The sequence below is a fragment of the Vibrio sp. 10N.222.51.C5 genome, from assembly GCF_041474575.1.
In the GTDB taxonomy this organism is placed as follows: Bacteria; Pseudomonadota; Gammaproteobacteria; order Enterobacterales; family Vibrionaceae; genus Vibrio; species Vibrio crassostreae_C.
This window is the reverse complement of sequence record NZ_JBFRUJ010000002.1, coordinates 34255-48938: the sequence shown is the minus strand read 5'-3', so window position 1 is coordinate 48938 and position 14684 is coordinate 34255. Positions and strand designations below refer to the sequence as shown.

The 14684-nt window shown below is 45.5% G+C and carries 17 protein-coding genes and 1 other RNA gene; 9 read left to right on the top strand and 9 right to left on the bottom strand.

Annotated elements, in window-relative coordinates; all coding sequences use genetic code 11:
* Nucleotides 1-46: 46 nt before the first annotated feature.
* From AB4558_RS00295 to rpoE, 4 genes are read right to left on the bottom strand one after another with little or no spacing between them, the layout of a single operon-like run.
* The gene (locus tag AB4558_RS00295) at nucleotides 47-517 is read right to left on the bottom strand and encodes a SoxR reducing system RseC family protein (protein ID WP_017059046.1); all 471 of its coding nucleotides are present in this window, start codon (nucleotides 515-517) and stop codon (nucleotides 47-49) included.
* Nucleotides 514-1476, bottom strand: coding sequence for a sigma-E factor regulatory protein RseB (gene rseB / locus AB4558_RS00290; protein ID WP_017059047.1), 963 nt, complete (start codon nucleotides 1474-1476; stop codon nucleotides 514-516). The genes AB4558_RS00295 and rseB overlap by 4 nt, the downstream gene beginning before the upstream one ends.
* Nucleotides 1473-2096 carry an RseA family anti-sigma factor gene (locus tag AB4558_RS00285; protein ID WP_372074334.1) on the bottom strand — a complete coding sequence of 208 codons (624 nt, stop codon included), beginning with the start codon at nucleotides 2094-2096 and terminating at the stop codon, nucleotides 1473-1475. The genes rseB and AB4558_RS00285 overlap by 4 nt, the downstream gene beginning before the upstream one ends.
* Nucleotides 2097-2122: 26 nt before the next feature.
* Nucleotides 2123-2701 carry an RNA polymerase sigma factor RpoE gene (rpoE, locus tag AB4558_RS00280; RefSeq protein WP_008223963.1) on the bottom strand — a complete coding sequence of 193 codons (579 nt, stop codon included), beginning with the start codon at nucleotides 2699-2701 and terminating at the stop codon, nucleotides 2123-2125.
* Nucleotides 2702-3090: 389 nt separating this feature from the next.
* Here rpoE and nadB point away from each other — a divergent pair, with 389 nt between their 5' ends.
* Nucleotides 3091-4707 (top strand): L-aspartate oxidase, encoded by a 1617-nt coding sequence (gene nadB / locus AB4558_RS00275; protein WP_017059049.1) that lies wholly within the window; start codon nucleotides 3091-3093, stop codon nucleotides 4705-4707.
* 101 nt (nucleotides 4708-4808) lie between these two features.
* Here nadB and AB4558_RS00270 read toward each other — a convergent pair whose 3' ends face one another.
* Together AB4558_RS00270 and AB4558_RS00265 are read right to left on the bottom strand one after the other, a co-directional pair.
* Entirely contained in the window at nucleotides 4809-5228 is a 420-nt protein-coding gene (locus AB4558_RS00270; RefSeq protein ID WP_372074337.1) for a protein YgfX, read from the bottom strand.
* Nucleotides 5176-5436 (bottom strand): succinate dehydrogenase assembly factor 2, encoded by a 261-nt coding sequence (locus tag AB4558_RS00265; RefSeq protein WP_004735374.1) that lies wholly within the window; start codon nucleotides 5434-5436, stop codon nucleotides 5176-5178. The genes AB4558_RS00270 and AB4558_RS00265 overlap by 53 nt, the downstream gene beginning before the upstream one ends.
* Nucleotides 5437-5603: 167 nt before the next feature.
* Between AB4558_RS00265 and ygfZ the strand changes: the two genes are divergently transcribed.
* The 3 genes from ygfZ to AB4558_RS00250 all read left to right on the top strand — a co-directional run bounded on the left by ygfZ (nucleotide 5604) and on the right by AB4558_RS00250 (nucleotide 7805).
* Complete coding sequence (ygfZ, locus tag AB4558_RS00260) at nucleotides 5604-6575, top strand: tRNA-modifying protein YgfZ (protein ID WP_372074340.1); 972 nt, start codon at nucleotides 5604-5606, stop codon at nucleotides 6573-6575.
* Nucleotides 6576-6579: 4 nt separating this feature from the next.
* On the top strand, nucleotides 6580-7041 hold the full coding sequence (locus AB4558_RS00255) for an aminoacyl-tRNA deacylase (RefSeq protein WP_029235114.1): 462 nt from the start codon (nucleotides 6580-6582) through the stop codon (nucleotides 7039-7041).
* A gap of 557 nt (nucleotides 7042-7598) precedes the next feature.
* Complete coding sequence (locus AB4558_RS00250) at nucleotides 7599-7805, top strand: DUF1107 domain-containing protein (RefSeq protein ID WP_009847660.1); 207 nt, start codon at nucleotides 7599-7601, stop codon at nucleotides 7803-7805.
* 126 nt (nucleotides 7806-7931) lie between these two features.
* Here AB4558_RS00250 and AB4558_RS00245 read toward each other — a convergent pair whose 3' ends face one another.
* From AB4558_RS00245 to AB4558_RS00235, 3 genes are read right to left on the bottom strand one after another with little or no spacing between them, the layout of a single operon-like run.
* Complete coding sequence (locus AB4558_RS00245) at nucleotides 7932-9155, bottom strand: FAD-dependent 2-octaprenylphenol hydroxylase (RefSeq protein ID WP_372074343.1); 1224 nt, start codon at nucleotides 9153-9155, stop codon at nucleotides 7932-7934.
* 11 nt (nucleotides 9156-9166) lie between these two features.
* Nucleotides 9167-10345, bottom strand: a complete 1179-nt coding sequence (gene ubiH, locus AB4558_RS00240) for a 2-octaprenyl-6-methoxyphenyl hydroxylase (protein WP_017059054.1) — start codon at nucleotides 10343-10345, stop codon at nucleotides 9167-9169.
* A 24-nt stretch (nucleotides 10346-10369) separates the two neighbouring features.
* A complete protein-coding gene (locus tag AB4558_RS00235) occupies nucleotides 10370-10945 on the bottom strand; it encodes a YecA family protein (RefSeq protein WP_017070457.1) in 576 nt (191 codons plus the stop codon).
* 308 nt (nucleotides 10946-11253) lie between these two features.
* Between AB4558_RS00235 and zapA the strand changes: the two genes are divergently transcribed.
* The 5 genes from zapA to serA all read left to right on the top strand — a co-directional run bounded on the left by zapA (nucleotide 11254) and on the right by serA (nucleotide 14613).
* Nucleotides 11254-11562, top strand: a complete 309-nt coding sequence (gene zapA, locus AB4558_RS00230) for a cell division protein ZapA (RefSeq protein ID WP_004735366.1) — start codon at nucleotides 11254-11256, stop codon at nucleotides 11560-11562.
* A gap of 11 nt (nucleotides 11563-11573) precedes the next feature.
* A non-coding RNA gene (gene ssrS, locus AB4558_RS00225) (6S RNA) lies at nucleotides 11574-11757 on the top strand.
* Between the two features lie 6 nt (nucleotides 11758-11763).
* Nucleotides 11764-12363 (top strand): 5-formyltetrahydrofolate cyclo-ligase, encoded by a 600-nt coding sequence (locus tag AB4558_RS00220; RefSeq protein ID WP_017059056.1) that lies wholly within the window; start codon nucleotides 11764-11766, stop codon nucleotides 12361-12363.
* Between the two features lie 102 nt (nucleotides 12364-12465).
* Nucleotides 12466-13122, top strand: coding sequence for a ribose-5-phosphate isomerase RpiA (gene rpiA / locus AB4558_RS00215; RefSeq protein WP_048605825.1), 657 nt, complete (start codon nucleotides 12466-12468; stop codon nucleotides 13120-13122).
* A 261-nt stretch (nucleotides 13123-13383) separates the two neighbouring features.
* Nucleotides 13384-14613, top strand: coding sequence for a phosphoglycerate dehydrogenase (gene serA, locus AB4558_RS00210; RefSeq protein WP_372074346.1), 1230 nt, complete (start codon nucleotides 13384-13386; stop codon nucleotides 14611-14613).
* Nucleotides 14614-14684: the final 71 nt, after the last annotated feature.

The window sequence follows — 14684 nt, the reverse complement described above, 5'->3', positions numbered from 1 at the left end:
CAAGTTGGCAGATTCTACCCAATTTAAGGGCAAGAAGCATCATAAATTAGACGAGAGACTCACCTAGGATTCGAATCAAGACGACTTCTTGCTTGGATTTGTCTTCCATGGGTTTGGCTAACCGCTTCGCTAAGGCAATCCCACCAGCAGTAAACAGTGCTGCACTTAAGATAACAATGCCCTCGCCCCCCTGGAGTAAGGGTTGTAACAAGAGTTGCCCAAAACCAGCACCAATCATCAACATGAAAAGTGGGATGAGATAAACAATCGCCGCCGACTGAAGTAGGCTTTTTTCTGGAAAGCCAATTTCTACGATTTGTCCAGCTTTGACTAAGCTTTTGGTTTTAAGCTGCCAAAACAAAGATTTATTGCCAACAGCCTTGGTCACAATACCCGTACCGCAGTTTTTTTGAGAAGAACAGCTGCTACAACTGGTTTGTTGTTCGCAGCTCAATTGAACAAAGTATTGCTTACCTTTTTGTTCAACCGAGCTAACGGTCGCCAGCGCGGTCATCATTGCGCTTGTACCGATTTATTAAATGTAACTGACTGAGCAATACGTTTTGCAGTTGCCGGCGGAATGTCACCAACCACAGAGATCTCTTTATCGCCAATCACTAAGCTGTGCAAGGTTCTACGCCCTTGACGCACCAGCTGCCCTTTCAATGAATGCTCATCTTTTTCCGCGATATAAACCGAAAAGTTAAACAGTCCATCACTGAAAAGCTGACTTTCAACCATTTTATCGGTCGCAGCCATTTGATAGCGGCTAAGCTCTTTTGATTTAAACCCTTCAGGAATCCACGACGCTTGCCAGTTAGTTTCACTCACTAAGCCTTCCGGTAATGATAAAACTTTCGGCAATTGAGCTTGGCTCAAGCCACCCATAGCCTCAGCAATCTTATCGTTCACCACGTAAGAGATAGTGCGGTACTGTTCAAGCACTTCGCCATCACGATCCAAAAGGTCGGCACGCAAAGGAAGATTCGTTTTTTCGTCTACCCAAACCACGTAAGAGTAGCGAAGGCCATCTTTCGGCACGACACGCAGCACTTGAGTGGTGCTACCTGCTTCACGAGAGCGACCAACTTTCACAAAGTCGTAGTACTGATTCAGAGATTCGATATCTCGATTAATCATCGGAATAACAGGCGCAACCATGCTGCCTGACTGAATCGTAAATGGCTCTGTACCCGGCTCGATGTAGCTAACTTCGTTGCCACGTCGAATGACTTCACGAACAGGGCCGCTTAGATAAACAAGGTGTGCAAGTTGTTGGTCGTCGTTAACCGCATGGCGATAAACAAGAGGCTCAATACTGCTCTTCTTTATCAAAATGTAGGAGAGTTCGTAATTTAGATGCTGACTGGCCTCGTTCATTTGATGCAACAAGGCCTTTGCAGTGGTTTCCTCTGCAAAGGCTGTTGGAGACATCAAGCTGAACAGTGTCAGTGCACTGACCAGGATTTTCTTCATTCAATGTCCGATTCTAGATGTGCATCTTGCATTGGCGATGCATCACTGTTTAATCTTAGCTGCAGCTCATAATCTTCTAACAATGCATGAACGCGTTTGCGCTGCTCTTGCAAGTTAGCTTCAGATGCTGGTTTCTCAACAGAGTCACGCGTTAAACTTACTGGTTCCGCAGAACCGGCAAATGGAATCGTCTGGAGTACAGGCAACTGCTCTGGTGCTGCAGGGTCGCTACCACCATATTGTTGAACACCTAATACAACGGCTAATGAAACACACGCTGCCACGGCAACTTGTCCAAACTGTTGTAACCACGCCGGAAGCTGACGCTTCGCTTGCTGAGGTTTAGGTTGCTCTTCAATTGGATCAACAGTAGGTTCAACATTCACTTGGTGCAGGTTCGACATTGAACCATGTGCAGGCTCGTTCTCAAGCGCTGCCGCTACACTATTAGCAATGTTCCACTCTGGAGTTTCTGGCGAATCCCCACGCATAACATCACCAATTAAATGGTAACTCTGCCAAGTATCCATGCTTTCTTGATCAGATTCTAGATCTACAATGAGAGCTTTATCGATCGTTTCACCATCCATGAGTGCCGAAAGCTTTTCTTTATCAGCCATTATTTTCACCATAATTATTACAAGTTCTAGCGTTGCAAAAGAGGTTTGATTTTCTTTTCCACCGCTTCACGAGCTCGGAAAATACGCGAACGTACGGTTCCTACAGGGCAATCCATTACTTCTGCAATCTCTTCGTAGCTCAAACCTTCGAGCTCTCGCAACGTCATTGCAGTTTTTAAGTCTTCTGGTAGCGCTTCAATCGCTCCAAAAACAACTTGTTTCAATTCTTTAGACAGCGTTAAGTTCTCAGGGTTCGATATTTCTTTTAACGCGCTGCCTGTTTCGTAATATTCTGCATCTTCTGCATCTACATCGGTTGCTGGCGGCCTACGGCTTTGGGCAACGATATGATTTTTAGCGGTGTTCACGGCAATTCGGTATAACCATGTATAGAAGGCACTCTCGCCACGAAAGTTAGGTATCGCGCGGTAAGCTTTAATAAAAGCTTCTTGTGCTACATCAGGTACATCACCGGAATTATTCACGTATCGAGAGATAAGATTACAAACTTTGTTTTGATACTTAACCACTAGTAAGTTAAATGCCTGCTTATCTCCACTCTGAACTCGCTCAATCAACACTTGATCGGTTAGCTGCTCGTTCATTCGAGCGGGTACTCCTATTGTTATAACCCTCACCTTCACAGATATGGGTACTAATTATGCGAAATGTAGTATTGACACCACCGTCTACAAGAGCACTATTGTGACTAAGCCAAATACCGAAAGTTCCAACTTTCTTAAAATTATTTGCCATTATTGTTTCACAATGTGATGTAATAAAAATAGCTATCCCTATCAATTTGGGGAAACTTGAGCAAAAGCAATGGTATTGAGCAATTAAATATTTCTAGATAGCTGTCTATATATTGATTTTGCATAGCGTTTAAGGATGACTCTGGAGAGATTATAACAGTCTTAGCCAAACTCCTAAAACAAGACAAAGTCAATTGAGAGTGGACAACTCGACTATAGCCCGGGATTTAATAAGTTTTATGAACGCAAACCGTGAACATCAGTGTGATGTATTAGTGGTAGGAAGTGGTGCGGCAGGCTTGTCATTAGCCTTACGCGTAGCAGAACATGCAAAAGTAATTGTATTAAGCAAAGGACCACGCAGCGAAGGATCGACGTATTACGCACAAGGTGGTATCGCCGCGGTGTTCGATGAGTCGGACAGTATTGAGTCTCATGTAGAAGATACTCAAATAGCTGGGGCTGGGTTATGCGAAGAAGATACAGTTCAATTCATTGCTGAAAATGCAAAAGAGTGTGTGCAATGGCTAATTGATGGTGGTGTTCCATTTGATAAAGATGAGAACAGCACAGAAGGCCAACCAAAATATCACCTCACTCGTGAGGGTGGCCACAGTCACCGCAGAATTCTGCACGCTGCCGATGCAACTGGCATGGCGATGCAAACCTCACTACAAGATAACGTCAACAACCACCCAAATATCGAGATCTTCGAGCGCCACAATGCGCTGGATTTGATCACGGAAGATAAGATTGGTGGTTCAAAAGACAAGGTGATCGGTGCCTACATTTGGAACCGTAACCAAGAACATGTTGAAACCGTGCGCGCTAAGTTTGTTGTATTAGCAACAGGCGGCGCTTCAAAGGTTTACCAATACACCTCTAACCCAGATGTTTCTTCAGGTGATGGTATTGCTATCGCTTGGCGTGCGGGTTGTCGTGTGGCAAACCTTGAGTTCAACCAGTTCCACCCAACTTGTTTATTCCACCCAGAAGCGCGTAACTTCCTACTAACGGAAGCACTGCGTGGTGAAGGTGCTTACTTGCGTCGTCCAGATGGTTCTCGCTTTATGAAGGACTTCGATGAGCGCGGTGAACTGGCGCCACGTGATGTGGTTGCTCGTGCAATTGACTTCGAAATGAAGCGCTTGGGTGCCGACTGTATGTATGTTGATATCAGCCACAAGCCTGAAGAATTCATCACAGCGCACTTCCCGATGATCCATACTCGCTTGATGGACTTGGGCATCGATATGACCAAAGAGCCGATCCCTATCGTACCAGCCGCTCACTACACGTGTGGTGGTGTCATGGTTAATAAGCAGGGTCAAACCGACCTAACGAACTTGTATGCGATTGGCGAAGTGAGCTACACCGGCTTACACGGTGCAAACCGAATGGCTTCTAACTCACTGCTTGAGTGTGTGGTTTACGCATGGGCAGCAGCAAAAGATATCGTTGAAAACATCGACCAATCTCAATTGTGCGCTGAACTGCCTGCATGGGATGAAAGCCAAGTCACCAACAGTGATGAAGAAGTTATCATTCAACACAACTGGCACGAACTGCGCCTGTTCATGTGGGATTACATGGGCATTGTTCGAACGGATAAACGACTAGAGCGTGCATTACGCCGTATTCAGATGCTGCAACAAGAAACTCATGAGTACTACAGCTACTTCAAGGTTTCGAATAACTTATTAGAACTGCGTAATTTGCTACAAGTGGCAGAGCTAATGGTTCGTTGTGCAATGCAGCGCAAAGAGAGCCGCGGCCTACACTACACGTTGGATTACCCTGAACTTGCTGAAGACAGTGGCCCAACGATTCTGACGCCAGAGAAACGCCAATCATAATAATTGGTTAAACGTGCTTAGCGAATTAGCCGTCAGCGGAAAATGATTAAACGAAAGGGAGCCGAGAGCTCCCTTTTCTTTTGTCTAACGCTTTCTTTTATCTAGCGTGTTCGTTGTAAGTTCGCCAGAAAATGACGATATTCGCGCTCGCAACAGCTGTCTCGCCAAAGCAGTACCGAGTACCCACATTCAAACTGTAATTTAACGAAGAACTGCGCCCAGATCTTATCAACGGACTTGAGTCGGTAAGTTCGGTCATTGAGTCGAATATCACCATCCTCTTTATAATCAAAACGGCCATGGGCACTATTCAAAATCAGATGATTAGTTTGAAGCAGATGAATCAGCAGTGCCAAGCAATAAAGGCTGACAACAAGTGGAATAGAAGACAGGACGATGAAAAACAAAAGGCACCCGAAAACAGTGCCCTTTGCGAATAATGCGGAATATGAAGGGTTAAGCTGGAGCTTAACGAACCTTGCTGAGGTTGTGTGCGACAATTTTATCAACCATTGATGCATGGCCTAGGTTTTCACTGCGTCCGTGTCCCATCACCCAAGTAAACAAATCTGGGTCATCACACTCTAATAGAGAAACAAACTCGCGCTGTTCCTGCTCTTGCAATGAATCAAAACACTCTTCGAAAAATGGCATGATGACTACATCAAGTTCTAACATGCCGCGACGGCAACCCCATTTAATTCGTGCTTTCTGCTCTGCAGTGTACATTGGCTATCCTCACCTATAATTTTTCTTTCTCGGAGTGTAACAAGTCATACGCCCTGCAACTACTATGTGAGTCACAGTCCCTATCTAAGCTCACAAAAAAACCTAGGCTGACAAAGAAACAGAACCGGATTAACATAGAGCCAAATAAAATTCTTAGGAAAGATAAAATGGATTGGAAAAACATATTTCAGCCACTCGCTCATACGCAAAATGAATCGCTTCCAGAACTGATGATGACACACGTATCAGACTGGAGTGCAATTACCATGATAGGCGATGACAAAAAGTCGTACCTACAGGGTCAAGTAACGTGCGATGTCGTCACTCTTCCTAATGATGAATCCACATTAGGCGCGCACTGTGATGCAAAAGGAAAGGTATGGAGCATCTTTCGTTTGTTCCACCACAACGGTGGCTACGCACTCATGCAACCTAAATCAGCGATTGAAGTCGAGCTCGTTGAAATCAAGAAGTACGCGGTGTTCTCTAAGGTCGATATCGAGCAAACGTCTGACGTTGTTATCGGTGTGATGGGTTCGTCAGCTAATCAATACATTGATTCTATTTCAGAAAGCCAAAGTAATGTGCGTGCTATCTCTGGTGGTACAGCGGTTCAAGTTGCAGATAACCGCTGGGCTCTACTTGTGACAGAAGAAGCCGCTGAAGCCTTGGTATCAAACAGCGCTGCGGAGAAAGTATCAGAAACACTTTGGCAATATCATGAAATTCTTGATGCTCAGCCTAACCTATCGAAAGCAGAGCAAAACGAGCACATCCCTCAAGCGCTTAACCTGCAAGCGATTGGCGGTATCAGCTTTTCAAAAGGCTGTTACACAGGTCAAGAAACGGTTGCTCGTGCTAAGTACCGTGGCATGAACAAGCGTGAGATGCGCATTGTGTCGGGCACAACTGCGGACGTGCTGTCGTTAGAAAACCCTATTGAACTGGAACGTAGTGTGGGTGAGAACTGGCGTGGCGCAGGCCGACTATTAAACGTCTATCAATTTGCTGATAACCGAGCGATTGGTTTGATGGTACTGCCAAACAACCTTGATGACGATGTTCAGCTGCGACTGACCGCGCAGCCTGATCAAACATGGAATATCCTGCCACTGCCGTACAGCCTTGACGACGAGTAACCACGTGGAAACGCAGATTACACAATGGCTGGATCAACAGCAGGTGAATTATCGCCTGCTGATGCAAAGCAAGCCAACCACCAGCATTGAAGAAACTGCACAAGAGCGAGGCATCGACGCCTCTCAAATGGTGAAGTGCATCCTGCTCAAGGATATGGGCAACCAGTATGCGTTAGCCTGTACTGCTGGCGATCGCTCTGTCGACCCCAAGAAAGTACGCTCGGTACTGAATTGCCGTCGAATGACCTGCGTGTCGCTCGCTGATGTTGAAGCGATCACCGGTTTTAAAGTGGGTTGTGTTGGTCCGCTCGCTCTCAAGAGACACATGCCGATCATTTTTGATCCTTCCATTCAAAACAACTCGACCGTAACCATTAGCTCCGGCGACCGAATGGCTGGCGTTGCGCTGGATCTCAATGATCTTATGGCGCTATGTGCACCGACCGTCGCGGACATCAGTCGATGATCGTTTAGATCATGCTTCGCAAACTTCATTTTAATATTTCATTGAGTACATTTTTAGTGTGAACCTCGTCATAAGAAGAACACACCATTAATAAATAGTTACTCAAAATAAAAGCATAAGTAGTCACAAAGTTAAATTTGCGTTATTGTAAATTTACTGACTAGCTATTAAGCAAATCAGTGCAAGTGAATCCACTGAGTAACATCAGTATCCACTTTTGTGTAATGCATCTGTGACTATTCGCCCGTTTTAGACGGGCTTTTTTTTGTCCGAAATTTACAATTTGATTACACAAACAAAAAAATCCCGCCTATTCTTATACTTGTAACATTATCACTGCTTAATACTGAACAGAAAAGTTCACGGCAGTTCACTACTCAGTATTATTTTGGGGAGGAGCTCACGTAAAAATAGATATTTACTGAAGAAAGTGCTTAGAACAGCACAAATATCTAATTAACGTCAACGCTACTGCATATAACTCCATGCTTATCACAATTATTATCTCGGAGTTTTTCTATAATATGCAGGCTAGGTAAATATAAGGATAATTAAGAATGAGACTGTTTAAGCGCTATACACCGAGTATGATTGCTAAACATGTAAGTCGACTTTTCAAAGGACGAATCTACATTTACGGCGTAGGTAAATTTGAGTTTGATAACGGTAAACTCGTACTACCAGACCGAGCAGAGAAGCGTCACTTCCAAACCGTGAAAGAAATAAATAGTGAAATCATGAAACTGCGCTGCGCGTACGCATGATCTGATAGTCTAAAGAATTAAAAACAAAAAGGGTTGGCATAATGCCAACCCTTTTTCGTGTTCGTGATGTCGTCAATTGCTATCAACGTTAGCTACTGACCATCAACAGCAATCCATCTCACGCGACTATCGGTGTGCTACGGGGCGCTTAGCTAAATCCGGAAGATTGCCCGACAAACCCAGCGCTCGCTTCATTATCTCATCTTTCGCACCCGGTAATTGACCAGCAAGCTTCATACCGATACCACGAATTAGCTTCTTAGCCGGATTATCGCCTTCAAACAGATCTTTAAAGCCCTGCATTGAAGCAATCATTTTCGCCGCCTCAGCTTTTCTCCAGCGCTCGTAGCCGCGAAGATTACGCTTGGTGCCAATATCCTCACCCGCAGACCATAGCTTTAACAGCTCTTGCGCTAAGCTTGCTGCGTCTAATAAGCCAAGGTTCACACCCTGCCCTGCTAATGGGTGAATGGTATGAGCAGCATCACCAACCAAAGCCACACGCTCTACCGCAAAGTCACGCGCATAACGCATACGCAGTGGGAAGGCAAAACGGTCACCAACCACTTCGCACAGTCCAAGCTTTGAATCGAACTCTGCCGTTAGCTGCTTATTAAAATCAGCATCCGACATAGATACCAGCTTCTCGGCACGATTTGGTTCCGTAGACCAAACAATCGAGCTCATGTTGCTTGGTTGCATTGGTAGGAATGCCAATGGGCCTTGAGGCGTGAAGATTTGACGAGCAACGCTGTGGTGCGGCTCTGTGGTTTTGATGTTCGCGACAATCGCACTGTGTCCGTAATCCCAATGTGTTAATGGGATATCTTGCTGCTTACGAACCCAAGAGTTTGCGCCGTCTGCTCCAACAACTAACTTAGCTGTCAGTGCTTGACCATTGTCCAATGTTAACCAAGCTTCACTTTCACCAATCGCCATCGTTTTACACGTTGCGGGCATATACAGGCTGACGTTGTCTTGTTTCTTAACCTGATCAAGCAGCGCTAATTGAATCACACGGTTTTCAACGATATGACCAAGATTAGGCTGAGCCAAGCGTGTCGAGTCAAACTCAATACGAGCGAAACTGTCTTGTTCCCACACTTCCATCGCTTGATACGGTGCAGCGCGTCTTTGTTCGATACCTTGCCATGCACCTAGGTTACGAAGAATCACTTCACTAGAACGACTCAACGCGGATACACGCACATCAGGCAGCTCACTCAGCCCTTCGCTGGGAGCTCTGCCTTCAATGACAGCGATTCTTAGGTCACTGTCTTTTAGGGCAGCAGCAAGCGCTAGGCCAACCATGCCACCACCAACAATCGCGATATCAACACTTTGCATCATTATTTATTACCTTATCTTTCTACTAGGCCAAGCGTATGACGCAAAAGTGGACCTTTAAGTGGTGGAAGGTTATCTATTACGGCTAACCCAAGATTACGCCCAATGCGAGCGGTCATATAATCGTTTGAGAACAGGTGAACTAGGCTTGAAGTCAACGTGATCGTTGCGTCTCGGTCTTGTTCTCTACGCTTTCTAAAGTTAACAAGACCACGGTAACGACCTACATCATCTAACTGGGTACACAACTCTTCTGCCAAGGAAGCCACATCTCGGATGCCTAGGTTAAAGCCTTGCCCCGCAATTGGGTGAAGCGTTTGAGCAGCATTACCAACAATGGCAAATCGATGAGAGATATTTTGCTGTCGGTGACGAAGAATCAGAGGGTAACTCGCGCGCTTGCCGACCTTCTCTAATCGGCCAAGTCGCCAGCCAAAGTCATTCTGCAATTGCTCAAGAAATTCATTGTCGTTTAGCGTCATCACTTTTTGTGCTTGCTCTGGTGTTAAACACCAAACCAGCGATAAACGGTTGTCACTCATCGGTAATAGAGCAACTGGCCCATGATGGGTAAAACGCTCAAATGCGCGACCTTGGTGAGGTTCACTCGCCACAATATTGGCAATCACAGCGACTTGCTCAAAGTCGTGCTCACTCAATGAGATATTGAGCTGTTGGCAACAGGTTGAGATTGCACCGTCAGCAGCAACCAGTAACTTAGTGGTTACTGTTTGCCCACTTGTCAGTTCAATCGTCGTCAACGCTTCTTCACGTTCAACTTTACTAACAGACTCAGGACAAAGCATGGTAATTGCCGCTTCTGATTCAAGTTTCTGCTGATAGATTCGACCCACATCTGCTAACTCGACCACGTAGCCAAGCGCATCTACAGCAAGCTCTTCACTGTAGATGTCTGTCATTCCGGCATGCCCGCGATCCGAAACATGGATATCTTTAATCGGGGTCGCGACCGGAGCGATAGATTGCCATAAGCGCAAAGAATCCAGGATCTGCACCGTGCCATAGGACAAAGCAATCGAACGAGAATCAAACCCAGGGTGAGCTTGATGATCAACCTGATAAGGCTCCACTACCGCAATCGACAGTGAACCTTGGCTTAGGTGATTCAAAGCAAGGGCTAAGGTTGCCCCTGCCATTGCGCCACCAGCAATTACAACATCATACTGAGCCATCATAACCTCAAACCGGCCAACGAATTAATGAATGGTAGGCGCCGCATCTTCAGATGGGCGAGCACCAAATTCAGCATGAATCGTTAGTGCACACGCTTTTACGTGCTCAATAACGTGCTCTAGAAGCTGCGCTTGCTCTTCCAGATCATCTTCTTCGTCAATGCCTAGCTTAGCCATCTCTTCTAGATCAGCTAATGCTTCTTTTGTACTGTCAGACGCTTTGTTCAATTGAGCGCCAACCAAGCCTAGACCAGAAATGAAATGGTTAATCCAATCAGACACACCATCAGCCAAGTCAAATAGGCTTGCGCTTGCGTCTTCGTCCGGCAGCAGCATAGACAGTTCCATGCCTGAGCCTGTGATTTCACTGGTTGTGACTTTCAGTGTTGCTTCCGCAAGCGTTAGCGCGCGATCTGGCCAGCCCATGCCTTCATTGGTGTAATCGAAGATCAGTGGTTGCCAGCTTTTATCTGCAAGGCTTAAGCCTCCGCTTAACATACCCGTTAATAAACCGTGCATCTCAGCAGGGGTTACGGCTAGACTTGCCGATTGAAGTTCAGTCGCAACCGTTAGGTAGTCAGGTAAAGTAGTTTCGCTCATCAGATAGCTCGCTCAGTTATTCTTTATATCGATAGTATAATCGTACCACTTCACCCCAATTCTGGTAAGCATCGATCCCCAGCAATTGAAGGATGACTGACTACCAATTGTTCAATTTGCTGAATTACTGTGTGCTCAAGCTCTCATTTACAAACAGTCACTCTGAAAAGCTTGAATCTTAATAGCGGTTTACCTATAGTTTCTCCCTCAGAGGAGATTGCTTCCTCATCGGTACTTGCACTTTTTCTTTCTCAAAAAATGGCGAAGGGCAACAGCCTTAAAATAGCGCGTTAAAGAGTTCATCCATCATGAGTAATCAAGCGGTAGACGTTGAAATATTAGGAAAACTGACTCGAGTGAATTGTCCACCAGGGCAAGAAGAGTCATTGATTGCAGCGGCGGCCGATCTTGATAATCGATTGAAAGAGATGGCTGAACGTACTAAGGTAACCAATGAAGTGAAGCTGCTGACTATCGCAGCTCTGAATATTTGCTACGAATTACAAACCAAGAAGTTTGAAGCAAATGATGAACAAAACGCACTGACCGAGCGAATGGAACAGCTCACGACATCACTTTCAGATGTCCTCAGTAAAGTTAAGCACGGACAGCAATAGCGTACACAAAATTTACCCTGGAGTGTTTGTCAGAGGATTCACGTCCCCGAGCCGATAAGCAATCCCTAAGGGTTAGTACTTGAGTGCTATTGAGCATGCTCGGCCCGACCGAGAAGCCTACGGTAATCATTGCTGATCCGCCTTGAACTCGCTGGTTCAAGGGCCATCTATTCTCAACGGCACTTTGGGGTATCCCTTCTTATGAAGACGCTCACACGCAGCGAATTTCGCAAACAGATCCGTATCAAACGCAATGCCTTATCTGGCGACCAACAAACTCAATCCGGTATCGACTTAGTTAAGCAGTGCATGCAGCTTGATGAAATTCAGTCTGCTCAGCATATTGCCCTCTATATCTCTATCGATGGCGAACTCGATACTCAGCCTTTAATCGAATGGTTATGGGCGCAAGGTAAGCAAACTTATTTACCAGTATTGCACCCCTTCTCTGCCGGGCACCTGCTGTTTTTACACTACTCGCCAACCACACCGACGGTCTTGAATAAGTACGGTATTGTCGAACCTCAGCTCAATCAAATGCTGGTTAAACCTTGTCAGCAACTCGACCTTATTCTTACGCCCCTTGTCGGCTTTGACTCCCATGGCCATCGTTTAGGTATGGGCGGCGGATATTACGATCGCACCTTGGCAAAGTGGTTCGAGACGGGCGAAGGTGCAGCTCCTATTGGTTTGGCTCATGATTGCCAACATGTTGATACGCTACCGATTGAAGAATGGGACATTCCGTTACCTAAAATCGTGACTCCGAGTAAAACTTGGCAATGGGAAAACAACCATTAAAGCGCTATAATCGCGCCGCAAACGTTAACCTCGATATATAAACGTTAACTTCAATACGCGAACGATTAATTCAAAGCGCAAGACCTTATTCAGGAGAATGGCATGACTCAAGATGAAATGAAAAAAGCAGCTGGCTGGGCAGCACTTCAATATGTTGAAGAAGGCAGCATTGTAGGTGTAGGTACTGGCTCTACAGTAAATCACTTCATCGACGCACTTGGCACAATGAAAGACAAAATCAAAGGTGCGGTTTCAAGCTCTGTAGCCTCTACTGAAAAACTAGAAGCACTAGAAATCAAAGTATTTGAGTGCAACGACGTATTCAAACTAGACATCTATGTTGATGGCGCAGACGAGATTAACGCTTCACGCGATATGATCAAAGGCGGCGGCGCTGCTTTGACTCGTGAAAAAATCGTAGCGGCTATCTCTGATAAGTTTGTGTGTATTGTTGACGGCACTAAAGCAGTTGATGTGTTGGGTAAATTCCCACTGCCTGTTGAAGTAATCCCAATGGCACGTTCATACGTGGCACGTGAGTTGGTTAAGCTTGGTGGTGACCCAGTTTACCGCGAAGGCTGCACAACCGATAACGGCAACGTGATCCTAGATGTGTACGGCATGGCGATCGAAAACCCGAAACAACTAGAAGATATCATCAATGGTATAGCTGGTGTGGTGACGGTTGGTCTGTTCGCTCACCGTGGTGCTGATGTGGTTATCACCGGCACGCCTGAAGGTGCAAAAATCGAAGAATAAATAATAGAAGATTGAATTTTTCTGTTACTTCATTACATACGGTGCCCTAGGGCGCCGTTTTTTTTGCTTTATTGCTGTAAAATTATGTCTTATTCCGTAATTTTCTTACCCAAAACATTTTTTTTTTGTTACTTTATTGTTCAGAAGACGCACAGGGAAAACGTTTGTCTCCTAACAAAGTGGTGAATTTGTTCCCCTTTCAGCCATTTTGTAGCACGTGCGCCGCATTTGCCCAACCTTTCCATTTTAAGGACGAGAACAATGGCCAAAGTTTCACTGGAAAAAGAAAAAATTAAAATTCTACTTCTAGAAGGTCTTCACCCTTCTTCTGTAGAAGTACTGCAAGCCGCTGGTTACACAAACATTGAGTACCACAAAGGCTCGCTACCGGAAGATGAACTTCTTGAAGCAGTAAAAGATGCTCATTTCATTGGTATTCGTTCTCGCACTAATATCTCCCAAGAAGTTATTGATGCAGCTGAAAAGCTGGTTGCCGTCGGTTGTTTCTGTATTGGTACTAACCAAGTCAACCTTCAAGCAGCAGCAAAACGCGGTATCCCTGTGTTCAACGCACCGTTCTCAAACACTCGAAGCGTTGCTGAGCTCGTTCTTGGTCAGGTTCTATTGCTACTACGTGGCATTCCAGAAAAGAACGCGCTTGCACACCGTGGCATCTGGAAAAAGAGTGCCGACAACTCTTACGAAGCCCGTGGTAAGCGTTTAGGTATTATTGGCTACGGTCACATCGGTACTCAACTGGGTATTATTGCTGAAAACCTTGGCATGCGTGTTTACTTCTACGACATTGAAAACAAACTGTCTCTGGGTAACGCAACGCAAGTTCATACCATGACGGAATTACTGAACAAGTGTGACGTAATCTCTTTGCATGTACCTGAAACCAACGAAACAAAAGACATGATGGGTAAAGAAGAGTTCGAGCGCATGAAGCCTGGTTCTATCTTTATCAACGCAGCTCGTGGCACGGTAGTCGATATTCCTGCTCTGTGTGGCGCTCTGGAGTCTGGACACCTTGCAGGTGCGGCTATTGATGTTTTCCCAACAGAACCAAAAACCAATGCAGACCCGTTTGAGTCTCCATTAATGCAGTTCGATAACGTGATCCTAACGCCTCACGTGGGTGGTTCAACTCAAGAAGCACAAGAGAACATTGGTGTTGAAGTTGCTGGTAAGCTAGCGAAATACTCTGATAACGGCTCTACGCTATCAAGTGTTAACTTCCCTGAAGTATCATTACCACTGCATACAGGTGCTTCTCGCCTGCTGCACATTCACGAAAACCGTCCGGGTATCCTAACTCAAATTAACACCATCTTCGCAGAGGAAGGGATTAACATCGCAGGTCAGTACTTACAAACTGCAGCAGATATGGGTTATGTGGTTATCGACGTGGAAGCGAATCGTTCAGAAGAAGCACTGCTTAAACTGAAAGAGATCGAAGGCACAATTCGTGCTCGTCTACTTCACTAATCATCGAATTAGATCATAAGTAAAAATAGAAAAGGCTCTCGTAATGAGAGCCTTTTTAGTATTTGGCCTAC

Bases quoted from the DNA above. Each gene is read 5' to 3' on its own strand.
- AB4558_RS00265 (WP_004735374.1), bottom strand. From the start codon at position 5,436: ATGTACACTGCAGAGCAGAAAGCACGAATTAAATGGGGTTGCCGTCGC.
- nadB (WP_017059049.1), top strand. From the start codon at position 3,091: ATGAACGCAAACCGTGAACATCAGTGTGATGTATTAGTGGTAGGAAGT.
- AB4558_RS00295 (WP_017059046.1), bottom strand. From the start codon at position 517: ATGATGACCGCGCTGGCGACCGTTAGCTCGGTTGAACAAAAAGGTAAG.
- rseB (WP_017059047.1), bottom strand. From the start codon at position 1,476: ATGAAGAAAATCCTGGTCAGTGCACTGACACTGTTCAGCTTGATGTCT.
- AB4558_RS00285 (WP_372074334.1), bottom strand. From the start codon at position 2,096: ATGGCTGATAAAGAAAAGCTTTCGGCACTCATGGATGGTGAAACGATC.
- rpoE (WP_008223963.1), bottom strand. From the start codon at position 2,701: ATGAACGAGCAGCTAACCGATCAAGTGTTGATTGAGCGAGTTCAGAGT.
- serA (WP_372074346.1), top strand. From the start codon at position 13,384: ATGGCCAAAGTTTCACTGGAAAAAGAAAAAATTAAAATTCTACTTCTA.
- AB4558_RS00250 (WP_009847660.1), top strand. From the start codon at position 7,599: ATGAGACTGTTTAAGCGCTATACACCGAGTATGATTGCTAAACATGTA.
- rpiA (WP_048605825.1), top strand. From the start codon at position 12,466: ATGACTCAAGATGAAATGAAAAAAGCAGCTGGCTGGGCAGCACTTCAA.
- AB4558_RS00270 (WP_372074337.1), bottom strand. From the start codon at position 5,228: ATGCATCAATGGTTGATAAAATTGTCGCACACAACCTCAGCAAGGTTC.
- AB4558_RS00220 (WP_017059056.1), top strand. From the start codon at position 11,764: ATGAAGACGCTCACACGCAGCGAATTTCGCAAACAGATCCGTATCAAA.
- AB4558_RS00245 (WP_372074343.1), bottom strand. From the start codon at position 9,155: ATGATGCAAAGTGTTGATATCGCGATTGTTGGTGGTGGCATGGTTGGC.
- AB4558_RS00235 (WP_017070457.1), bottom strand. From the start codon at position 10,945: ATGAGCGAAACTACTTTACCTGACTACCTAACGGTTGCGACTGAACTT.
- zapA (WP_004735366.1), top strand. From the start codon at position 11,254: ATGAGTAATCAAGCGGTAGACGTTGAAATATTAGGAAAACTGACTCGA.
- ubiH (WP_017059054.1), bottom strand. From the start codon at position 10,345: ATGGCTCAGTATGATGTTGTAATTGCTGGTGGCGCAATGGCAGGGGCA.
- ygfZ (WP_372074340.1), top strand. From the start codon at position 5,604: ATGGATTGGAAAAACATATTTCAGCCACTCGCTCATACGCAAAATGAA.